The following is a 20,095-nucleotide window of genomic DNA, read 5'->3' as shown; positions in this document are numbered from 1 at the left end:
CTAGAAAAGAGATTATGTTGTTTGTGAATAAGGTTTATAGATACTAGTTAGGACTAACGCATTTGTTTTTATCTTTTTAAAGAAAAATGACCTTTAATTGGTTTTTCATTAGCAAAAACAGCAAGAAACCAATAATCTGTAGAAGGCAATTTTTTGCCATTATATGTTCCGTTCCATTTTGGAGACCCTGGGTATAACACTTTTAATAGTTTGCCATAACGGTTATAAATTGATATAGACTCTGCGCTTATTTTCCTTGGCCAAAAATCGTTTATACCATCATTATTTGGTGTGAAAAATGGTGGGTAATCTAGGCTAAGATCTGTACAAGGATTAGTAATTAATTTAAAAGAAGTTTCTTTATAACAACTAGGGTTAGTATTACTACTTACTCTTACAATTATTTCTTCATTTGGGTATTTGTTTGTGTAGGGGTTTGGTAGCGGGCTAGGTAATATATCACCATTATTATTAGTGTAAGTAACCGTTACATTTGTTTGGCCGGCTAAAACAGTTGTTTCTACTGTAGAGGTATCAAAAAATTCAGATATGTTATTGGTGTCTGTATCGCACCCAATTATATCTGGTGTAGCATTAGCAATAATGGTAGATACAATTAGCTTAAATGTTGTTTTTTTAGAGCAAGAAGAACTAGCATTATTAACTTCTACTTTAATAACTTCTTGGTTGCTAATTTTGTTTTTGTATGCCGGTAATTCTGTATCCAGAATTCTATCTCCGTTTTCATTGTAAAAATCAACACTTGTGTTATTTGGGTCAAGTAAAAGATTAGATTTTATTGGAGTTAAATTAAAAGTAGCAAAGCCATCTTCATCATCATCGCAAATAGTTATGTCGCTTATTGGAGTTATAGTTGTAGTAGCGGTTACGGTTACATTAATAATTTTTGTTTCTGAGCAATTAGAATTGTCCGAAATGGTAACATTATAAGTCCCCGCATTTATTGAAGATACATTGCTTATAACAGGGTTTTGTACAGTACTTGTAAATCCATTTGGGCCTGTCCAGTTGTAGTATACACCAGTTGTTGCAGTTAACTCTAAGTTGCTGCCAGAACATACAGTTGTAGTTGTGCTGGTAGGAGGATTATAGTCGTTAACATCCATCTGGAATTTAAGCATCCAGTAATCCCATAAACCATTGCTATTTTCTGTTTTGTTGCCAGATGCATTAGATGCAGACCAACCACCAACAGTATAACTACCGTCATTAGTTTGTAACACTGTTGTTAAATTGTCTATGTTATTACCACCAAAAGATTTGTCCCACTCAAGGTTACCAGTTTCATTAAGTTTTACAACCCAATAATCTCTATTGCCGTAAGATGCTTCCGTTTTATAGCCAGTGTTTTCAGAAAAAGAAGCCATACCCAAAATAAAACCATTATCACTTGTTTCTCTAATATTTCCAAAAAATTCAGTGCTATTACCCCCTATTGTTTTATCCCAAATTAGTTGTCCGTTGGTATCTATTTTTATAACCCAAACATCTGTAGAATTACAAAAAGAGTTTTCAGTTTTTTCTCCGGAGATATTTGAAGCAGATTCTCCTCCAATTACAAAATTACCGTCTGACGTTGTTTGTATAAAATATGCGCTATCACCGTTATTACCTCCGTATGTTTTTTGCCAAATAATACTGCCAGTAGTGTCAATTTTTAAAATCCAATAATCTTGTAGCCCTCTAGAATTTTCAGTTTTTTCTCCTGATATATTTGAGGAAGAAAATCCTGTTAATATAAAATTACCATCATTAGAACTAACTATAGATTTTAAAATATCTATATCACTACCACCATAAGTTTTTTGCCACTCTTCTGTTCCGTCTGGTGCTATTTTTATCACCCACATATCTCTTAAACCCCTACCGTTTTCCGTCTTATCACCAGATATACTAGAATCTGATTCTCCTCCCATTAAAAATCCGCCGTCTTGGGTTTCAATTATGCTCCAAAGCCTATCTGTACCAGAACCGCCAAATGTTTTGTCCCAAACAATATTTCTAGCGGCATCTAGTCTTACAACCCAGTAATCATCACCACCTCTAGAGTTTTCTGTTTTGTCGCCAGATGTGTTAGATGCGCTATAACCACCAATAATATAGCCACCATCTTTAGTTTGTTTGGTAGAGGTTGCGTACTCTGTATCATTACCTCCAATAGTTTTTTGCCATATAATTGCACCAGTTGCATTGTCTAGTTTAAGAATCCAATAATCATTATTTCCTTTTATATTCTCAGTTTTATCGCCAGAGGTATCAGAATAAGAATAGCCTCCTAATATATAATCTCCATCATTAGCTAACTCTGTAGAGAAGAGCCACTCATTACTAGAGCCACCAATAGTGTTTTGCCACTGTATAGTTTGTGCATAAATATGAACTGAAAATAATATGAAAGTAAAAAATAAAAGGTAGGTAGTTCTACTGTAGTTAATCATTAGTGGTTAATTCTAAAATTTGGTTTTGGCTTTATTTTTACATGAAATTACACACAAAGTACTTGTGTGGTAAATTTTAGTGTAATAAAGTTCCTAAATTATAAAATTAAACTTGATGAAACTAAAAAAATAGCTTAGTTAGGACTAACGCATTTGTTTTTAATATTTCTTCCAGGAAAAATATCGTTTAATGTTTTTGATAACTTCTCCCAATCTGAAGTCATTTTTTTTGCTTGCTTTTTTGTAATAAGTATACCGCCGTTTGCTATTTTTCTGTCTCTAACTATTTTATCAAAATAAAAAACAGTAAAATCTATAGCTGTATTTTCTTTAAACTTACTCTTAACGTCTTTTACATTTTTTTCAGAGTCATCAACAAAAATTATAGCCTTGTATGTCCTGCCTGTTCTACCCAATATATGCGCTATCATATCTCCCTTATTCATACCTGTGGTCATCATAAGCCCGTCTCTGTAGCTCATTTCTCTATCCAATGTATAATTGTAAACTGCTTTAGAGCCATCAATTTGTGTTATGGGAGATTTAGATAAATTTATGCCATTTTTTAGTAGTTCTCTTTCTGTAGCGGTTCTGTATCTAGGGCTTCTAGACGTTAGTGCAAATACGGTTGTGCCATTATTTTGCCAGTTGCTAAGGTATTTGGGTATTAAAGAGTCTGTTAGTTTCATTGTGCCAAGCTCGTACAACAAGCCAATAACATCTTCATAAAAACAGTTTTTAATTTTTTGTTTTTTTGTTGGTATGGCATTTTTAATTTTACCTCTTTGCCAATTGTACCAAATATCTCCACCAAGGTCTACATTACTGGTTAAAAGGGTATTGTCTATATCTACAATAACAAGTACATTTTCTACGCCGTATTCTTTAGTTTTTTTAGCTACAAGGTTGTTTACATCTTTAAAACTAAAAATAGTGCTGTCTTTTAATGTTTGTGCCTTAATATTTATACTTATGAGTAGTGTTAATACCATAAGAGTTGCAGACTTCTTTTTAATCATAATAGCGTAGTTTTTACTGGGGATAAAATTACATATTTTGAGTTAATTAACGAATACAAAAAGAATAACTACGAAAACAAATTGCTTTAAAAAGATTTTTGCAGAACCAATTACATTTAATAATTATTAATAGAACTGTTAGATTTTAAACGGCTCTATAATTTAATTAAAAGTAAAAATTACAAAATAATAATTATGGAAGAATCAGTTGTAGATTTAGTTAATGAGGATTACGCTTTTAGACAGTTTAGCAATGGTATAGCTATTTTAGATTATGTAGGAGAAGCTAAAAACATTAGTATGCCAGATTATATTAATGATAAGCCTGTACTTTATATTTATAAAGAGGCTTTTTGCGAAAAAGGAATTGAAGCAGTTACATTGCCTAGCTTATTAGAATATATAGGGGAAGATGCTTTTTATGATAATGAAATAAAAGAGGTAATAATACCAAGTAAAGTAAACAAAATAGGTGGTGGCGCCTTTGGACGTAACAATATTGAAAAACTTGTAATTGAGTCTAATGTTGAATTTTTACCAATGTTTTGTTTTGTAGGTAATGCTTTAACTAGTTTAAATTTACCTCAATCTGTAAAAAATATAAGTAACGATTGCTTTGCAGAAAATAATTTTGAAGAACTAATTATACCAGAGCACATTACAGAAATACCAAAACAAAGTTTTGCAAGTAATAAAAAGCTTAAAAAAGTTACGTTACCATCAAAATTTGAGAATTATATAGACAGTATATTTTATAAGTGCGACATAGAGAATATAGAGTTTACTATGATTTAGAAAAGACTTACTACTTTGCTTTATTTGGGTATCTAGCTAATATTAAAAACTTGCTTTTATAAAGTAAGTTTTTAATATTAGAAAGTTTATTATGTATAAAACTTTCTCTTATAATTCAATTTCCTTTTTTGCTTGATAAGTATAACTATAGTTTTAAATCACTGTTTAACGCCATATAAAATTAGTTGCAGCAATAGTTTATAAATTAAGCTTTGTTGATGCTTTGTTGTAAAATAATATTTGGCTCTGTGTTTTTATTTTTTATAATAATTAGTGCAACCATTATATTAGGAACCCAACATAGCCAAGCTACAATTTTATATGCACTTACAAAATCTCCCATAGCAATGGTTAATATAGGAAGCCAAATCCTTAATGTTACAGCAGCAAAGCAAGCAGCGTAGCTTAACACCATAAACCTTATATGTAAATTAAGATTGCCTTTTTTTATTGCTTTAAATCCCATAAAGGTGGTGGTTAGCCAAACTAGACCTAATGAAAAAAAGCCGAATATGCTGCTAATACCTCCAGTTGCGTAAAGAGCAATGTAAAGTCCACAAAATCCACTTATGAAAACAGAAATTATATAAACTTTACCTAGTAATTTATGTAAATTCTTCTTTTTTAAACGTAACCTATGGCTAAATTGTAGCCATCCTATTAATAAAGCTATTCCTCCAAGTGTTATATGCCCGTAAAAAGCAATGTTCCATAAAATATCATTTAATAGCTCGGTAGTCTTAGAAGCTAATAATCCAAATCTTCTGTCAATTAAAAAGTAAATTACTGGATATAAACCAATAAGGGTAGATAAAATTCCTATAATAACCCAAAAAACCTTTTTCATAAAATAATGTTGTTTTTTAGGTAGACTGTATTGGTATAAAAATGTTACAGTTAAATTAACATTTTAAGCTTATGGTCATTTTCAATTAAAATAAAATGTTTGTTAAATTACTATAGTAAGAGAGATGTAAGATGCATAAGAGTCTGATATATAATTTTTTATATGTTAATTGTTGGTTTAGGTTACAATTTACCAATACCAAAATTTAGGTATTGGTAAATTATTGCTAATTGAGCAGAAATTGTAAACGGTGTTAGTTAGTGACTTTATTTTTTCTTAATGATGGCAGGTAGTATATATTCATTCATCATTTTATCAATATTAGCGTGTGCTCTAGGACTATTGTATGCAGAAGAGGTAATTACAATAACAAAAGGAATGTCTTTAAAAATAAAAATTTTATTTCCTCCACGACCGCTACAATAAGAGACTTCATATTCTTTATTGTTGTATTTATAAACTTTATTCCAAAATAAATAGCCATAGTAACCATTTTCAGTTGGTCGTTTTACTTGTTTATCTAAACTTTTTTTAACCCATTGTTCACTCAAAACTTGCTTTCCATTCCAAAGCCCTTTATTCTTATATAATTGTCCGTATTTGGCAAAATCAATAGCTCTTAATTGTATGCCACCAGCAGTATTACCAACTTTTTGCGGTGTATATTGCCACTTGTAATCAGTAATACCAAGAGGGGCAAATAACTTTTCATCAGCATAAGACACTAAACCATTAGGAACAGATTGATGAATAACATCTCCTAATATTACTACACCAGCTGTAAAATAAATGTAGTCTTTTCCTATAGATCTGCTTTTTTGCATAGGTAAATCTAGTGTAAACTTTACCCAGTTTTTTGTTGGGTACATATTTTCTTCATTTCCAGGATTGCTGTAATCATTATCATCACCAAGAAGCCCAGAACTCATTGTTAACAAGGATTTTAAAGTTATAGAATCTTTTTTTGGACTATAATTTTTAAATGATGTTAAGTTGTAAAAGTCTTTTAATAATACGTGTTCATTTTTTATAAAACCCTCTTCAATTGCAATTCCCATCATTGTTGAAGCAATAGTTTTGCCCACAGATCTTGGATCGTGCAAACTATTTCTGGTTTCACCATTAAAATATTCTTCAATTAAAAGTTTATTTTCTTTTATAACTACAATACCATTAATATTCTCAAAACGGCCTTTAGCTATTTTTCTATTTAAATCTTTAATTTTTGTATTATTAAAATTGTCTTTTGATAATTCCCAGCCACTATTAGGTTGTATTTTTTGTACTGAAATTAGACTTTTATCTATTGGTACCTTAGCAGCATTTATATTAATACTACCCTTAGCCAAAATAGGACCTACTTTTAAGTCATCCTGTTTAATATAGGGTCTCACTTCTATACTTAAAGTATTACTGTTTTTACTAAGCAAATCTTCTGCACCACTTAGTTTCATAAATTTTATCCACATAAACCAACCCCAATAATCTAATTGTTTTGGTGCAGCAAGACGTATTGTATGGTTTAGCTTTTTGGTTTTAGAGGCTTTTAACCCTGCTCCTTTATTTAGGTTTTCTACATAAATTATTTTCCCATCAATTAGAAATGAAAATTGAAAATTCCCTATATCTAATAATTGTTCATCTGTAAGGTTTGGTGCTAGTAGTTGTAGACTTTTAATTAGAGGCTTGTCTAGAGCAAAATGAATACTTAGAAATTCATCTTTATTTAATGTAAAGTTACTTGTATGATTATCTGGTGTAAGTTTAATTTTTTCAACATCAATTTTTGAAAAATACAAGCTCTCGATTTCTTTTACTTGATAATTTTTAGATGTTGTGCTTTTTATATTCTTACAAGATAGTATTAAGCAAGCAAAAAGCATTAGGTAATAATTTGATTTCATAAATTTGATTGTATGTTTGATTGAATGATTCAACAAAAATACTACTAAAGAAAAGTATCAAAAGCCCCATATTATAATATGGGACTTATTTTAAGCTATGCAGAGGTGTTTTTTATTGACTTTTTATAGTCTAAAGGAGTTATACCCTTAATGTTCTTAAAAACTCTGTTAAAAGTTGTTTTTGAATTAAAGCCACATTCAAAAGAGATACCCAATAATGTTATGTTATCATAATTGCCGCTATTTAATTTATCAATAAAAGCATTTACACGATACTCATTTACAAAATCGGAAAAGTTTTTACCCAAACCATTGTTTATTATTTTAGACAAAACATTTGGATGAATGTTAAGATTATCTGCCAGAGATTTTAATGTTAATTCTGAATTAAGATAAAAAAGATTAGTTTTCATTTGTTCTTTTAACCAAAGTGCTTTTTCAATAATCTCTTCAGGTTGGGCTTCTTTTTCAAGATTACCTTTTTCTTGTTTGTTAAATTCAAGAAATATAATTTCTGGTCTTAAAAAAGCCTCTGCACTAATCCAAATAGTTACAATAGACAGTAATATATAAATTGGGTAATAATCACTTATGCCTAATTGAAAATTAAATACTAAATAATCTATAATTGTGTAAGGTGTCCATAAAAACCAAAGTATGGCAAATAGTACAAGTAACCTATATAACCACCTTAAGCTATATGCATAACTATTACTATAATTTTTGTTTAACCAAGAGTGATATTTTTTTATTGATTTTAATGCATAAATACTATAAGTTATAATAGAAATAATTGCTAAAAGCTGAACTATAGGTATTAATTTTATAAAAGAACCTGTTTCAACACTAATAATATTATTTGCAAGTGCTTCTCTACTTATGATGAAATGTATAATTAGCTCAAATAATAATGGCAAAAAGTGAATACTATCTTTCTTAGTAATACGATAGCTTGAATTAGTTATTTTTTTGACATAAAAATATAATAAAGGACCAAGCGCCAAAGAATAATTTAATGGTATTAAATAAAAGTACGGGAAATAATTACTTATTTCAAAATCTAAACTCAATACCCAAACATTCCATAAAATAATAATAAACATTGCCAAACCAAGTAATACGTTCGCTTTTCTATTTATCCGTTTTGTAAATATTAATAACAGCCCAAACGTAGTACCTATGAATACAGATACTATTATAATAAAGTTAAAAAAGGTTAAGTTAAATTCACACATAGATTGTATACTCCTATTATAAGGCTATTTATTGTTGGTATGAATTTTAGTGGTAAAGTCAATCTATTTTATGTGTTCAGTAATTATCTAATGCATTACACTGTTTAGGTAGCAGTTTTATTTTTTCAATTCATTTGGGTCAAATCCATAATAAAAGTTATTTAACTTTCCATTCGAACTTTGAAGTCCAACTATGTCCATTATTTCCTGAAAATAAAGTAAAATCCTTTCTCTGTCTTCAGAATCATATTCTAATTCCATTTCCGGAAATTTTAAAAGTCCAATTCTTATTGCTTCTTGATATTTCTTGTCGGTTGGTTTTTTAGATCCCGAAATTTGTTTAAAATCAGTTGCGACTTCGTTGATTTTTTCGGTCAATATTGGCCTCAATTTTTCATCAGATATATTTGGTGAATGATTTTCCGCATAGAATTTTTTCTTTGCAATAAATTCTATAAACTTCTCATTCGCATTTTTAGGTGTTTTTATTTCGGTTGCATTTTGTCCATAAACAGATAAAGTTAAAAGCAGAACTAATATTTTGATGTATTTCATCATTTCTTAAATGTGTGCTAACGTTTTTGTATAAGAATAGTTGTGTGTTTAATGCACTAAAGTTAGCAAATAAATCACAGATAGAAAGTCCGCTAGTCCCGACGCTTGGGGATTCGTAAATAAGCTAGAACTAGGAATAAATTATATGTAGTTGTAAATAGCACTTTTCCTTATTTTCTTAACCAACCTAAAATCCGGTCATTTTTTATTTTCCATTCTCCGTCTTCATTTATCAAGCCATATGCTTCTCTTGATTTTCCGAATGGTCCTGGATTTTGTTGAATAATTTCAATTTCGTTTTCGGTTACTTTAGATACTATAGAAACGTGTCCATATTTGTTCAGAGTAGTTCCTGAGTAAATTATTAAATCATTTTTTTTCGGTTTGGATTTACTTGGATTTGTATACTGCTTTAAATTGCGCTGTTTGTTTAATTCTCCATCATTGATTTGTGAATTAAAAAAGTCTTTTGCGTGTCCATAACTGTCAGGCATTTTGTGATTCAGTTCCTCGTAATAATATCGTTTTACGAATTCCACACATTGGTATTTCAGTCCAAGATTATAACCATCTTCTGCTAACGCTCTTCCGTCCACATTTCCAACTCCGCCATTATAATAAACTGCAACTCCGTTCAGACTATCAATTTTTTGTCCGACTTCATAATTCGGATTCAGATTGATTTTTTTAGATAGGAAAAACCCAATAACTAGTATAATCAGGACTCCGAGTATTAGTAAAAATCGTTTTTTCAATTCGTTAGTAGTGTTTTTGTGTATGATTTCGTTGCGTGTATTAAGCACTAAAGTTAGCAAATAAATCACAGATAGAAAGTCTGCGAGGACTTTCGTAAGCAGGATATAACCAGCAATGAAATTATACAGGTGTTAGCCACTGTGTTTTTATTCAAATTCAGAGTCTATTTCATCTACCATTTCAAATAATTCTTCTGAGTTTTGTCTTAAAGATTGAATGAAAATTCTCAATTCATTTTCGTCACTAATTTTGTTTTTAATCAATGTTTTCTCAAGCCTTTTTAAAATGTATGTGATTAAATTTAATGTGTCTTCTAACCCTTGTAAAGCATTAATTTTAAAATACCTTTTCTCAACTTCTATTTTTATTTTATCAATAGTTTCTTGAATCATTTTAAAATTAACATCCACTATTGGATAATCTCCATAGGCGTGTTCAAATAATTTAGAAATATGATAGTCATATGTATTAGGAATTACATTTCTTATCTTATCTCCTTTAAATTTATTTTTATGTTCTTTAAATTCGTTAGTTAATTTGTCCATTGTATTAGAGAGAATAATTTTTAATAACTCAGTTTGTGATTTAATACACTCAATAACATTTATATCTTCAAATTTCGATTTATCTCCACTTTTTGGAAAATAAGAAGCAAGAGTAAAACCTCCATTTGATATTGAGTTTCTTCCTATCATATGGAATGATTTATCATTTCCTCTTTTTGTTGGGTGTCCAATTGAATCATTTCTATGTTCTCTAATTTTATATAATTCAGGATACTCAATTTTCCAGTTAATTGTCTTGTTGGACAATGCTGTAAGTAGATTGTTTAAAGCATCTTGTTGTAAGTTTATGGCTTGTAAAACACCATAAATGAAAAGGTATCCTCCGTTATATGGACCAAACTCGTCTAGTTTTAGATAATAATCTATAGCCTCTTGAGTATCATCGAATGTATCCAATGAAGCCCAGATTTTATTCCATTTAACTTTGTCTTGAAATAGTAATTCTCTCTTCCAAGGATGATTCAGTATGTCTCTTATTTCTTTACTTAGGCTGGTTGGCATACATTGTGGCTAACGTCTCGGCTAAGCGTAGTGCGGAGGCAAGGAAACTTTTTCGTTTCCGTCTTCGCACAAAGCTAAAGCTTATTGTTTAGTTTTATTTTTTCTTGTCCAAAGCTAAATCCATAAGATTTAGCGACATTATAAATATACACAGACCTTTCGATTTAGCCCTTAAGTCCGCATTACATTTAGGCATTGTTAGCAAACGTTTTTCAACGCATTAATACTATCTAATAGCAGCTCTATATTTTTACGTTCTTTATCCAAATCCATAGCGATTAGTTTTTCGAAATCCTCTAAATACGGGTCTAATGGATTTCCATTAGAGGATGTTTTTAGATGGATAAAACTATTTCTAATTCTGTTCAATTGTAGTATTTTCGAGTACCTATTTTGATATTCTATAGTATCCGTAATTTCTTTAATTCTGGGAATAACTTCGCGAAATTTTTCTTTTAATTGGTAACTTTTCTCAATCTCAATTTTAGTGTCCTTTCCCTTGTCTTTTACTATCTCAAAATTCTCTGGTATAAGAGTATTGATGAATGATTCCACCGACATAATTAGGAAAATAACGGAACTTACTTTGTTCAATGTGTATTGATTGTAGGCTTCTTGGTTTAGTACTTTTAATTTGAAATTTTCACTTACTTTTAATTCTGTATCCACATTCAGTTTGAATCCATTCTCAAGCTCTTTTATTTTGTTGTTTAATGACTTAGAATTTGATAGAAAAAGCAAATACGGTTCAGGCATAAATCCAGCATAAAAATTACCTTTTGAGTTTACTTGGGTTAGATACTTCATTGTTTCATTAACCAATAAAACCCAAGTTGTTGATTTGCCTTCCTTGCTATATTTTTTGAAATCAGAATCCTCTCCTTTTTTTTGAGGTATTTTTTTTATTTCTTCCTGTGAAATACTGTATTTTTTTAAATCTGCTGACATTTTAGTAAATGTTTGCTAACGGTTCGTATAAGGTTAGTTGCGTGTTTGCGAGCAAAGAGTTTCCGAAGGAAATTCGGGCTTAGCAAATGAGCAATGACCTTAATTAATGTTTAAATTTAGCAATTAAATTTATACGGTGTTATATTTTTTGGCGAGACGAGCAGCTTAGCGGCAAAAAAGAAATAAAGCGAAGTTTTAAAGCTTTAATTAGGCAGAAAAGTTTTTTTAAAAAATCTATCATCGTAACCCTCCGTAATCAGCTTCAATTTTTTTTATTCAACCGAGTCGGAGTCCATCTACGTATTACTTGCATCTGAGTGATGCATTGTATCAAACAATGCCGAGCTATTAAATATAACGGTCTTGTGTATGGTTAGTTGCGTGTTTAAGCAACTAATTTAGTAAACAAAAACGAACGCGAGAAAATTCCGAAGGAATTTTCCAAATAAGCAACAACCAAAGCAATTAATTATACACGTTGTTGTAACCAGTTATTTATTGTTCAGTTTTTGTTTAAATTCCAATATTTCAGACAAATAAATTTCGTTAAGAAACTCATTGTATACATCATCTCTTTTGTAATGAATACTATTTTCGGCCTTTAAAATATTTTCTTTTACTTTTTCTATTTGCCCAAGTTTTTGGTAGGCTTTTGCCATTCCAAAATAGGATTCAGGAACATTTTCAGTCTGTTTTAAAGCTCTTTGAAATTCTGTAATCGCTTTTTCGTAATTACCCAGTTGGTATTCACAAAGTCCGAGATAAACGAAACTATGAATATCAGCCCAATCCTCTTTTTGGTTTTTGATATTGCGATTAAAAAAATCAATCGCTTTTTTATATTCTTTTTTTCCGAAATAACATTCTCCTCTCAAAAAGTCAATATCTTCTCCCCAAGGCGCATCTACAAAATTTGGTGTTAGACTGTCAAGTTGGTCAAAATCTTCGAGAGCTTTGTAATAGTCTCTCATTTTCCTCAAGCGTATCCAACCTCTGTAACCTAAATGTAATTTTGGGTCGAGTTCTACTGCTTTATTTAAATATTTGAATCCATTTTCAAAATCTCCAGCTTTGTTTAAATGGACAGAGTATTCCATATATTCATCACTGTCTTGCGATTCAAAATTTTCAATTCGTTGGGATAATTCTTTAGATTTCTCAATCCTATTTTCGTTCCAAAAATAGAGGTAGATTCCAAAACCTATTGCAATGACTAAAATAGCACCAACTATGTAACCAAATATTTTAAAAAATTTCTTCAATCCGTCCGTTTTTAATTTTTAGCCTGATTAGGTTGTACGTTTTATAATCTTTATCTCTTTTCCAATTCGTAAGTCCTTTGGCAATTTGTTCTAATTCTTTAACTAATTGTCCATTATTAAATTCAGTACTTTTATAATTCTCGTCAATTTGGAATGTTTCAATATCGCAAAGGTTTCCTATTTTCGAAATATTTAACCTCAATGTTATAAATCCATTTTTTGGTTCAATTTCGGTTAATTGAATTTCTTTGAAGGCTTTTCTTAAAGTCGGACTTTCGCCTTCAATTCTGCTGTTTGTTCCATTCCACCAGTAAGGCACAATGCTATCATCACAATCATTGCTTTCTTGCGAAAAAGATTGAATTGAGAAAAGCAATATTGATAGGACGAGAATTTTTTTCATAATTGGTTACAACGTTCAGTATAAGAAACGTAGTGCGGTTGATAAGCACTTTCGTTTCGGTTTATTACTTAGCTAAATATAAATATTTTGCTTTTATCTTTTCTTCTATAAACGCCAAATTTTATATTTAGCGGACTTTGTAAATAAACACAGACCTTTCGGGTTAGCACAAACGCCCTATGTTTTTTATACAGTGTTACCAACTGGTTATTTATTCAGTTCAATAAATTGTGTTGCAAATTTTTCTGCTAGTTCTCGACTGTTGTCAATCGAAATGGTCTCTTTATTCCAGCGTGCTTTATTTGTCCAATTATAAGAACCGTGAATCACAGTCTTTAAATCTATCACACAAAATTTATGATGCATTATGTTTTCGAATGCTCCTTCTTTTGGAACTCTTTTTGCGTCAAAGTGTTTTTCATAATCGATTCCGTACTCTTTATTGATTTCATCGTCAAGAACTACAATTCGAACATTTAATCCTTCTTTTTTTTTGTTATAAAGTTCTCTGGCTATTACTTTATCTGTAAACCACGCTACAGCAACCCAAATTGAGAATTTAGCACTCCTAATTTGTTCTATTATTTGGGCTTGAATTTCTTCAAAATGGATTTCAACTTCTATTTCTTCTGGTAAATCGGAACCTATAATCTTAAATTTGCCGTCAATATTTTCTAACTTATATCCATCTTGTTGTAATAATGGATTTATCTTTTCAACCGCTTCATTTATGTCTTTATTTGGGTCAGCAACAAAATGTCTTGGGTCAAAAAGTAGTTCGAATACCTTAACAATATTTTTAGTTCCGTTTAAACCTTTTAGAGTAGTATTTATATATTCATTCCTGCTTTCGTTTCTCGGCATTCCTGATTTTTCATACATCTCTTTTACACCAACTTCATTAAATAACTTAATTATTTTTGGTCCACTTAAATATGGTGTAAGTTCATTATCTCCAGAAATAAATTCCTTCAAACTATTTATTGTGAAATCTGTTAGGGTCATTTTTTACTTGTTGGTAACGGTTTGTGTATGAAACGTAGCGTGTAAAAAGACGCTAACTTTTCGGATTAACACAGAGCCGAATTTTTATATTTTGTTTTTAACTTATCAATCTTAAAAGCCAAATTAAAAATTTGGTGGACTTCCCGAATATACAGAAACCTTTCGGTTTAGCACTTATTAGCTATGTTTTATACACCGTGTTAGCGGTAGTTTTTTTGTTATCCATCGTAACTCATTCCTTTTATTTTTCGTTCTTCCGTTTCTATATCTAAAATGTGGTCAGACATAAATTCATCTCCACCTGAAATTTCAGAAAATAATTTCTCATTTTGTCCAACAATAACTCTTGTTCTAAAAATATCCAAACTGTCGTACCAATCTTTATTAGCAGTTTCATCTATATGTCCACTCAATTCTGAATTATAAAAGTAAATGAGTTCATTTTGACAATTTCCTAGCCAAGAAATATATTCTATAATTTTTGGAATATAATCTTCAAATTTGTGATTTCCATAAATGTAGATTTCAAACTTTTCTTTTTTTACAAGCTTATTGAAAATTACAATATCCTTATTTTTTAATAGAAACCTGTTCTTGTTTTCTTCATTCTCGTCAATTTCAAAATCTTCGAATAAAAGTTTTACCGGTTCTTTTTTCTTACGCAATTTCCTAATGTCCTTTATTGCAAAATTATTGGCGTGTGACTTTGCTTTTTGTTCTAAAGTGTAGAGCTTTTTTGTTTCTTTTCTATTTGTCAAGTCGGCAGTTGGTTCATAAACTTCATACGCAGACTTATGAAAACCTAAAAGAGAGTAGATATCTGAAAGTATTTTTTCTTCGTTTTGAGACCTATTCACTTTCTCTAATTCATAGAGTAAGTCAAATAATTTTCCAGCGCTTTCTTTTGAGTTTTTAGACTTTCTGAACTCAGTCGAAATGTTGATATATTCTTTCTGATAATTTTTTTGCATATTCAATATTCAGTCTGGTTCGTTTAATTACCGCTAACGTTGTTGTATATGGAAAGTTGCGTGTTTGCGTGCGAGGAATTTCCGAAGGAAATTCAGACGTAGTAAACGTGCAACGACCTTTGTTTTAGCCTAACACCAGCAATTTTTTATATACGGTGTTGGCAATAGTTATTTTATTTTCTTTCCGTTACGATATTCCTTTTTGGTTTCAGTTCCGTCGTCATTCAGGCAATATTCCGTTCCGTTTTTCTTTCCGTTAATAAATTCACATCGATAAGTCATTTCCTCTCCGTTTTCTCCATAACCCAACTGAAGTCCGTGTTTCTTTTTTCCTAAATATTGACAACTATACGTTAATTTCCCTTTTTCAAATTGTTCTACAAGGATTTTTATTCCGTCGTCATTATAAGTTGTTGTTTCAAAAATTTCGCCATCCAAATGATATTTAATTTCTTTTGAAAGGACTAATGGTTTATTCGGATTATATATCGTTTTATTGGAAACTCTTATTTCTTTTCCATTATAATATAAATTACTCGACAGAATAATTCCATTTTTATATTCCTCTTCATAAACTAAATGTCCGTTTTTTCGTTTGCTTTGAGTAATTCCAGTAAAGGGTTCGTCAGTTGCGTTTATATAAACCAAATTATTTTCAATGTAGACTTCTTTCATTCCGATTATTTCTTGCGAAATCAGTCCGTTGAAAGTAAAAAACATTAATAAAATCAGTAGGTTTCTCATTTGGTTTTAATTATTGCCAACGGTTTTGTGTATGGTTAGTTGCGTGTTTAAGCAACTAATTTAGTAAACAAAAACGAACGCGAGAAAATTCCGAAGGAATTTTCCAAATAAGCACTTGCCAAAGCAATTAATTATACACGGTGTTACCCAACGTTTTTTATTCCGATTTTGTTTTCAATCCAATCGTGGAAATATATAATTATTCCAATTATGAAATGAAAACCAATTAATATTTGTCCTAGTAATTCCGTTGAGCCTTTCGAATACAAACCAAAAAGACCAGAAACAATATGATAAGCCACTAACAAAAAAAGTGCAACATTTGATTTCCGAGTTATAATCAGCGTAATTAAAATCAGTTGAAAAGTCAGACGACCAATTTGAGAAGGAAGTCTTTCACTTCCAACTTTATTATAAACGAAAACCATTAAAATTAGTTCGACTACTATAGTCAGAATTATTGCTGAAATCAAAACAGGTCTTTCTTTCATTCAGTTCCTTTTTTATTCTCAAACTTTTCAAAGTCGTTAAATCCGAATTCAGAAGTGTCAATTTGAAATGAGTCAGCTTGATTTTCTATTAGGTCAATAATAGCATAATATCCGAATTCAATTCCACTTTTAAAATCGTCTTTTCCAATTTCATTTTTTAATTCAGTGTGACGTTCTTTTAAGAGATAAACTAAATCTCTTAAATATAAACGATATGTTTCATTGGTTTCCATTTTTCAAATGTTGGGTAACGGTTTGGCTATGGGCAGTAGCGTGAAAAAAGCCTTTAGTATGTTTTATTCAACAAAATTAGCAAATAAACCCAACCTTTCGCTTTTCAAACCCGAACCCGAGCTATTGCTTATAGCTATTGTTATGTATAGTATTTATCTCCAAAACTCCCACCATTTTTTATTAGATTTTATTTCTGTTTTCTACTTTTCTTTTGTATTAACATTTGATAATATGTTCTTCAGGTCATTTATTTCATTTATAGCATCTTGAGTAGTTTCATTTACTAGAACCTCATGATTAAAACCATAATCAACCTTAAAGGTCAACCCAATTTGTTTTGAAGTAAAATTGTCTTGTACAAATTTTGAAGTATAAATTGTTTGAAAAGCATCCTTAAGAATAAAACTTAAAAAACGAGTATTCAAAGATTCATTATGAGCTATGTTTACAAAAAAAAGGCCACTATAATCTTCTTCTAAAAATCTTTCTATCCAACCTCCTAGACAATCTTTTAAATAAAAATAAATTTCATTTTCAGAATTATGTCTAATTAAAATACTCAAATCTATTTTATTAGGATTCTCTTTATTTTTAGCTTTTATAAAATTTGTTCCTAATTCAGGTAATTCTATTAAATCTTCAATAGTGATACGAGGAAGAGACATAGGCAGATTTTTGATATAGATTGGACCGTCTTCTCTTACTATTCCTATTATACTGTCTTTTGTTAGTCTATATTTTTGAGCAATAAATGCTCCTAATTCTTGTCTCCTGTCAAAAGCTTTAACAATAATTACGTCACTTGGAACTTTTGTTTCACTTAAAATCATTTGTCCTTGATATCCAACAATATATTGGTCAAAATCTTCGTTTGATTTAGAAAGAATATTCATAGCTATTTCAAAATTATCTTCTCCTTCTTGAAAATTTATAATTTTTATTCTTTTATCTAGTTTGTATAAAAAAATAAATGGTAGTAGTCTACCTTCTTTAGCAGAATTACCTTTCATATAATACCCCCAATTTAGACCATAAAAGGCTCTTTCTTCTAATACTTTATTTTGATTAAATGCAGTCATTTTTGTTTTTTTATATTATACATAACGGTAGGTATAACCGAAGTTACGGGATTAAAGTTAATGTTTTTCGGTTTAGCACAGACTTTAGCAATTCCGAGTGGATTCGGACGTAGTCGAATCCGCCGTAATTGCGGTTATACATTGTTGCCAACCGTTTTTTGTTTCAGATTATTAATTTTAAAATCAAATATTATGTTTATAAATATTCCTCTGTTAATTGTCATTGTTCTCGGGCTTTGTAATCTTTTCTTTATCATTGGTCATTCCATTGGTAGAATCGAAGGTCTTAATCAGAGAAAGTGAATCTTTTAATTTAACGAGTTTATTTTCGGTTCTAATAAGTTCATTATTTGTCTTTTCAGTTCCGAAATAAAATCCAATTCCAAAAACGATAGAAGAAATGGTAAATATTGTTCCAATTAAAGCTGCGTTGCTTTTGTCAGATAATAGATTGTTTTTCAGTTCTTTAAATAGACCTTTGTTTTCTAAAATCCGCTTACAGTTGTCTAAAAAAGAAACAACCTTTTTCGGTTTTTCGGCTAACATTTCTCTAATTTCTTCGTTACTGGCAAAGTCAGTATTTAATGTTTTTACGTGCCATTTAAATTGTGCAATCCACGCATATTCGGTTGATTCAAATCCGAAAAAGTCTTTTATATACGAAGCAGTTTCAAAAATCCATTCTTGGTTATTTGGGTGGTCGGGACTTAAAACTTTTTGCTTCTGTTCCTCAAGTATTCTAATGGCTTTTTTCTTTCTCATTCAGTTTTCAGAGTGTGATTGGTAAATGGTTGGCAACGTTAAGTATAAGAAACGTAGGGCAGGTGATAAGCACTATCGTTTCGGTTTATTACTTAGCTAAATATAAATATTTTGCTTTTATCTTTTTTACTTTAAACGCCAAATTTTATATTTAGCGGACTCCATAAATAAGCACAGAACTTTCGGTTTAGCACAAATGCCCTATGTTTTTTATACATTGTTAGCACCTGGCTATTTTGTACTTGTCACTTAATTTATTAGTTAATTCCTCAATATCTTTTTTTCTTACAATTTTTTCAATCCATTCTTTAGGTATTGAGTTAATGCCATAAAAAAGTCCAGCTAATCCACCAACTACAGCTCCAGTTGTATCTGTGTCTTCTCCTAAGTTTATTGCTTTTAAAACAGCTTCTTTATATGATTTTGTTGTCAATAAACACCAAATTGAAGCCTCAAGTGTATGAATTACATAACCCGAAGATTGAATAGAATTTTCTTTCAATTTTGCTAAATTACCTCCCGTTATTCTATCAAATAACTTTATTTCTTTAGGATTTATATCCAGTTCCTCTGTTAGTTTTAGTAGAGAATGGTTTGCAACTTTGTAAGCGTCTGTCATTGGATATTTAATCTCAGAACTAAGAAAAGAGGCAATTTCAAGGTAATAAAAACAAGCTAAGCAAGACCTAATATGTCCGTGGGTAATACTTGAAACCTTTTTAATTAAATCATATTTTTCTATTCGGCCTTTAATTTTCTGAACTTCAAACAGTAACGGTAGAATTCTCATTAATGAGCCATTCCCATTTGAGTTTTCTTCCCAATTTCCCGCTAATTCAGCTTTTTCTCCTTTTTTTAACCTAATTATTGCTTCTCTTGTTGAAATTCCAATATCGAATACTTTTCCGTGAGGTGTCCAATGATTTTCATAAAACCACCTAACAAAGCTATTCCCGATTTCTTGAAGGTTTAGTTCTTTTGTTAATTCATCTGCAAGGCAAAATGCCAAAGAACTATCATCAGACCAAGTCCCTTCTGGTTGATTGTAAGTTCCAAACCCAATCATATCGGTTAATGGATTTTGTTTTAGATAATCTCTGCTTTTGAATTCTACAGGAACGCCAAGTGCATCTCCAATAACTAAACCCCAAAGTCCGTTCTTTACAGGGTTATTTATTTCTCTGTTTGAGAGATATTCAATATGATTTTTGAAATTGTAAATATTTCTTTCATCATCTGCTTCTTTGTACTTTTCAAGATTTTGTTCAACCCTAAATTCGTTTATTTCACAACCATTTTCATTAAGATTCAGTTTTGCTTTGAAAATTTCGTAACCTGTCCAAGAACGGTTAAAATAGATATTATCATTATTGAAATAAACAAACCATTTATCTTCCATTTGGTTTGGAACTAACCCTAATTTTAGTTTATTTAATTGCTCAAAATTTAAAAATATAGATACATCCAGTCTTTTTGGATTATCCATTGGAATAGTTTTCCATTTGTCTTTAGTTGCTATTTCCATTTTTTTTCTGCTTGGTGCTAACGGTTAGTATATG

Annotated in this window: 20 protein-coding genes; 1 reads left to right on the top strand and 19 read right to left on the bottom strand. The window is 30.2% G+C overall.

The features are described 5' to 3' along the window. Positions 1–68 precede the first annotated feature (68 nt). Both Q4487_RS09225 and Q4487_RS09220 read right to left on the bottom strand, forming a co-directional pair. Positions 69–2,459, bottom strand: coding sequence for a T9SS type B sorting domain-containing protein (locus Q4487_RS09225; RefSeq protein WP_303539845.1), 2,391 nt, complete (start codon positions 2,457–2,459; stop codon positions 69–71). A gap of 134 nt (positions 2,460–2,593) precedes the next feature. Continuing rightward, positions 2,594–3,478: a DUF2608 domain-containing protein gene (locus Q4487_RS09220; protein ID WP_303539847.1), complete on the bottom strand. Its 885-nt coding sequence runs from the start codon at positions 3,476–3,478 to the stop codon at positions 2,594–2,596. 195 nt (positions 3,479–3,673) lie between these two features. Here Q4487_RS09220 and Q4487_RS09215 point away from each other — a divergent pair, with 195 nt between their 5' ends. Beyond that, complete coding sequence (locus tag Q4487_RS09215) at positions 3,674–4,273, top strand: leucine-rich repeat domain-containing protein (protein ID WP_303539849.1); 600 nt, start codon at positions 3,674–3,676, stop codon at positions 4,271–4,273. Between the two features lie 205 nt (positions 4,274–4,478). Here the strand turns inward: Q4487_RS09215 and Q4487_RS09210 are convergent, their stop codons facing one another. The 17 genes from Q4487_RS09210 to Q4487_RS09130 form a co-directional block, all read right to left on the bottom strand. Further along, the gene (locus tag Q4487_RS09210) at positions 4,479–5,120 is read right to left on the bottom strand and encodes a DUF2306 domain-containing protein (protein ID WP_303539851.1); all 642 of its coding nucleotides are present in this window, start codon (positions 5,118–5,120) and stop codon (positions 4,479–4,481) included. A 266-nt stretch (positions 5,121–5,386) separates the two neighbouring features. Further along, the gene (locus tag Q4487_RS09205) at positions 5,387–7,024 is read right to left on the bottom strand and encodes a serine hydrolase (protein WP_303539855.1); all 1,638 of its coding nucleotides are present in this window, start codon (positions 7,022–7,024) and stop codon (positions 5,387–5,389) included. A gap of 95 nt (positions 7,025–7,119) precedes the next feature. Further along, positions 7,120–7,941, bottom strand: coding sequence for an AraC family transcriptional regulator (locus Q4487_RS09200; protein ID WP_303571883.1), 822 nt, complete (start codon positions 7,939–7,941; stop codon positions 7,120–7,122). A 435-nt stretch (positions 7,942–8,376) separates the two neighbouring features. Then, entirely contained in the window at positions 8,377–8,817 is a 441-nt protein-coding gene (locus Q4487_RS09195; protein ID WP_303539859.1) for a DUF4844 domain-containing protein, read from the bottom strand. Between the two features lie 167 nt (positions 8,818–8,984). After that, complete coding sequence (locus tag Q4487_RS09190) at positions 8,985–9,569, bottom strand: CHAP domain-containing protein (protein ID WP_303539861.1); 585 nt, start codon at positions 9,567–9,569, stop codon at positions 8,985–8,987. Between the two features lie 147 nt (positions 9,570–9,716). Further along, positions 9,717–10,637 (bottom strand): hypothetical protein, encoded by a 921-nt coding sequence (locus Q4487_RS09185; RefSeq protein ID WP_303539863.1) that lies wholly within the window; start codon positions 10,635–10,637, stop codon positions 9,717–9,719. 198 nt (positions 10,638–10,835) lie between these two features. Further along, on the bottom strand, positions 10,836–11,585 hold the full coding sequence (locus Q4487_RS09180; protein WP_303539865.1) for a hypothetical protein: 750 nt from the start codon (positions 11,583–11,585) through the stop codon (positions 10,836–10,838). 491 nt (positions 11,586–12,076) lie between these two features. Further along, a complete protein-coding gene (locus Q4487_RS09175) occupies positions 12,077–12,847 on the bottom strand; it encodes a tetratricopeptide repeat protein (RefSeq protein ID WP_077405341.1) in 771 nt (256 codons plus the stop codon). Then, positions 12,831–13,250 carry a hypothetical protein gene (locus Q4487_RS09170; RefSeq protein WP_077405338.1) on the bottom strand — a complete coding sequence of 140 codons (420 nt, stop codon included), beginning with the start codon at positions 13,248–13,250 and terminating at the stop codon, positions 12,831–12,833. The genes Q4487_RS09175 and Q4487_RS09170 overlap by 17 nt, the downstream gene beginning before the upstream one ends. Positions 13,251–13,457: 207 nt before the next feature. Then, positions 13,458–14,255: a phospholipase D-like domain-containing protein gene (locus Q4487_RS09165; protein WP_303539871.1), complete on the bottom strand. Its 798-nt coding sequence runs from the start codon at positions 14,253–14,255 to the stop codon at positions 13,458–13,460. Between the two features lie 218 nt (positions 14,256–14,473). After that, complete coding sequence (locus Q4487_RS09160; protein WP_303539873.1) at positions 14,474–15,226, bottom strand: hypothetical protein; 753 nt, start codon at positions 15,224–15,226, stop codon at positions 14,474–14,476. A gap of 168 nt (positions 15,227–15,394) precedes the next feature. Next, the gene (locus Q4487_RS09155; RefSeq protein WP_303539875.1) at positions 15,395–15,901 is read right to left on the bottom strand and encodes a hypothetical protein; all 507 of its coding nucleotides are present in this window, start codon (positions 15,899–15,901) and stop codon (positions 15,395–15,397) included. A 212-nt stretch (positions 15,902–16,113) separates the two neighbouring features. Continuing rightward, complete coding sequence (locus tag Q4487_RS09150) at positions 16,114–16,461, bottom strand: hypothetical protein (protein WP_303539877.1); 348 nt, start codon at positions 16,459–16,461, stop codon at positions 16,114–16,116. Next, positions 16,458–16,694, bottom strand: a complete 237-nt coding sequence (locus Q4487_RS09145) for a hypothetical protein (protein ID WP_303539878.1) — start codon at positions 16,692–16,694, stop codon at positions 16,458–16,460. Before Q4487_RS09145 ends, Q4487_RS09150 begins: the two co-directional genes overlap by 4 nt. Positions 16,695–16,895: 201 nt before the next feature. Next, positions 16,896–17,774 (bottom strand): hypothetical protein, encoded by an 879-nt coding sequence (locus tag Q4487_RS09140; RefSeq protein ID WP_303539880.1) that lies wholly within the window; start codon positions 17,772–17,774, stop codon positions 16,896–16,898. Positions 17,775–17,987: 213 nt separating this feature from the next. Further along, positions 17,988–18,536, bottom strand: coding sequence for a hypothetical protein (locus Q4487_RS09135; protein WP_303539882.1), 549 nt, complete (start codon positions 18,534–18,536; stop codon positions 17,988–17,990). 220 nt (positions 18,537–18,756) lie between these two features. Further along, positions 18,757–20,061, bottom strand: a complete 1,305-nt coding sequence (locus tag Q4487_RS09130; RefSeq protein ID WP_303539884.1) for an ADP-ribosylglycohydrolase family protein — start codon at positions 20,059–20,061, stop codon at positions 18,757–18,759. Positions 20,062–20,095 lie beyond the last annotated feature (34 nt).

The sequence above is a fragment of the Cellulophaga sp. 3_MG-2023 genome (assembly GCF_030546975.1).
GTDB lineage: Bacteria > Bacteroidota > Bacteroidia > Flavobacteriales > Flavobacteriaceae > Cellulophaga.
Note: the sequence above shows the minus strand (reverse complement) of the source record. Positions and strands in the feature narration are given on the sequence as shown.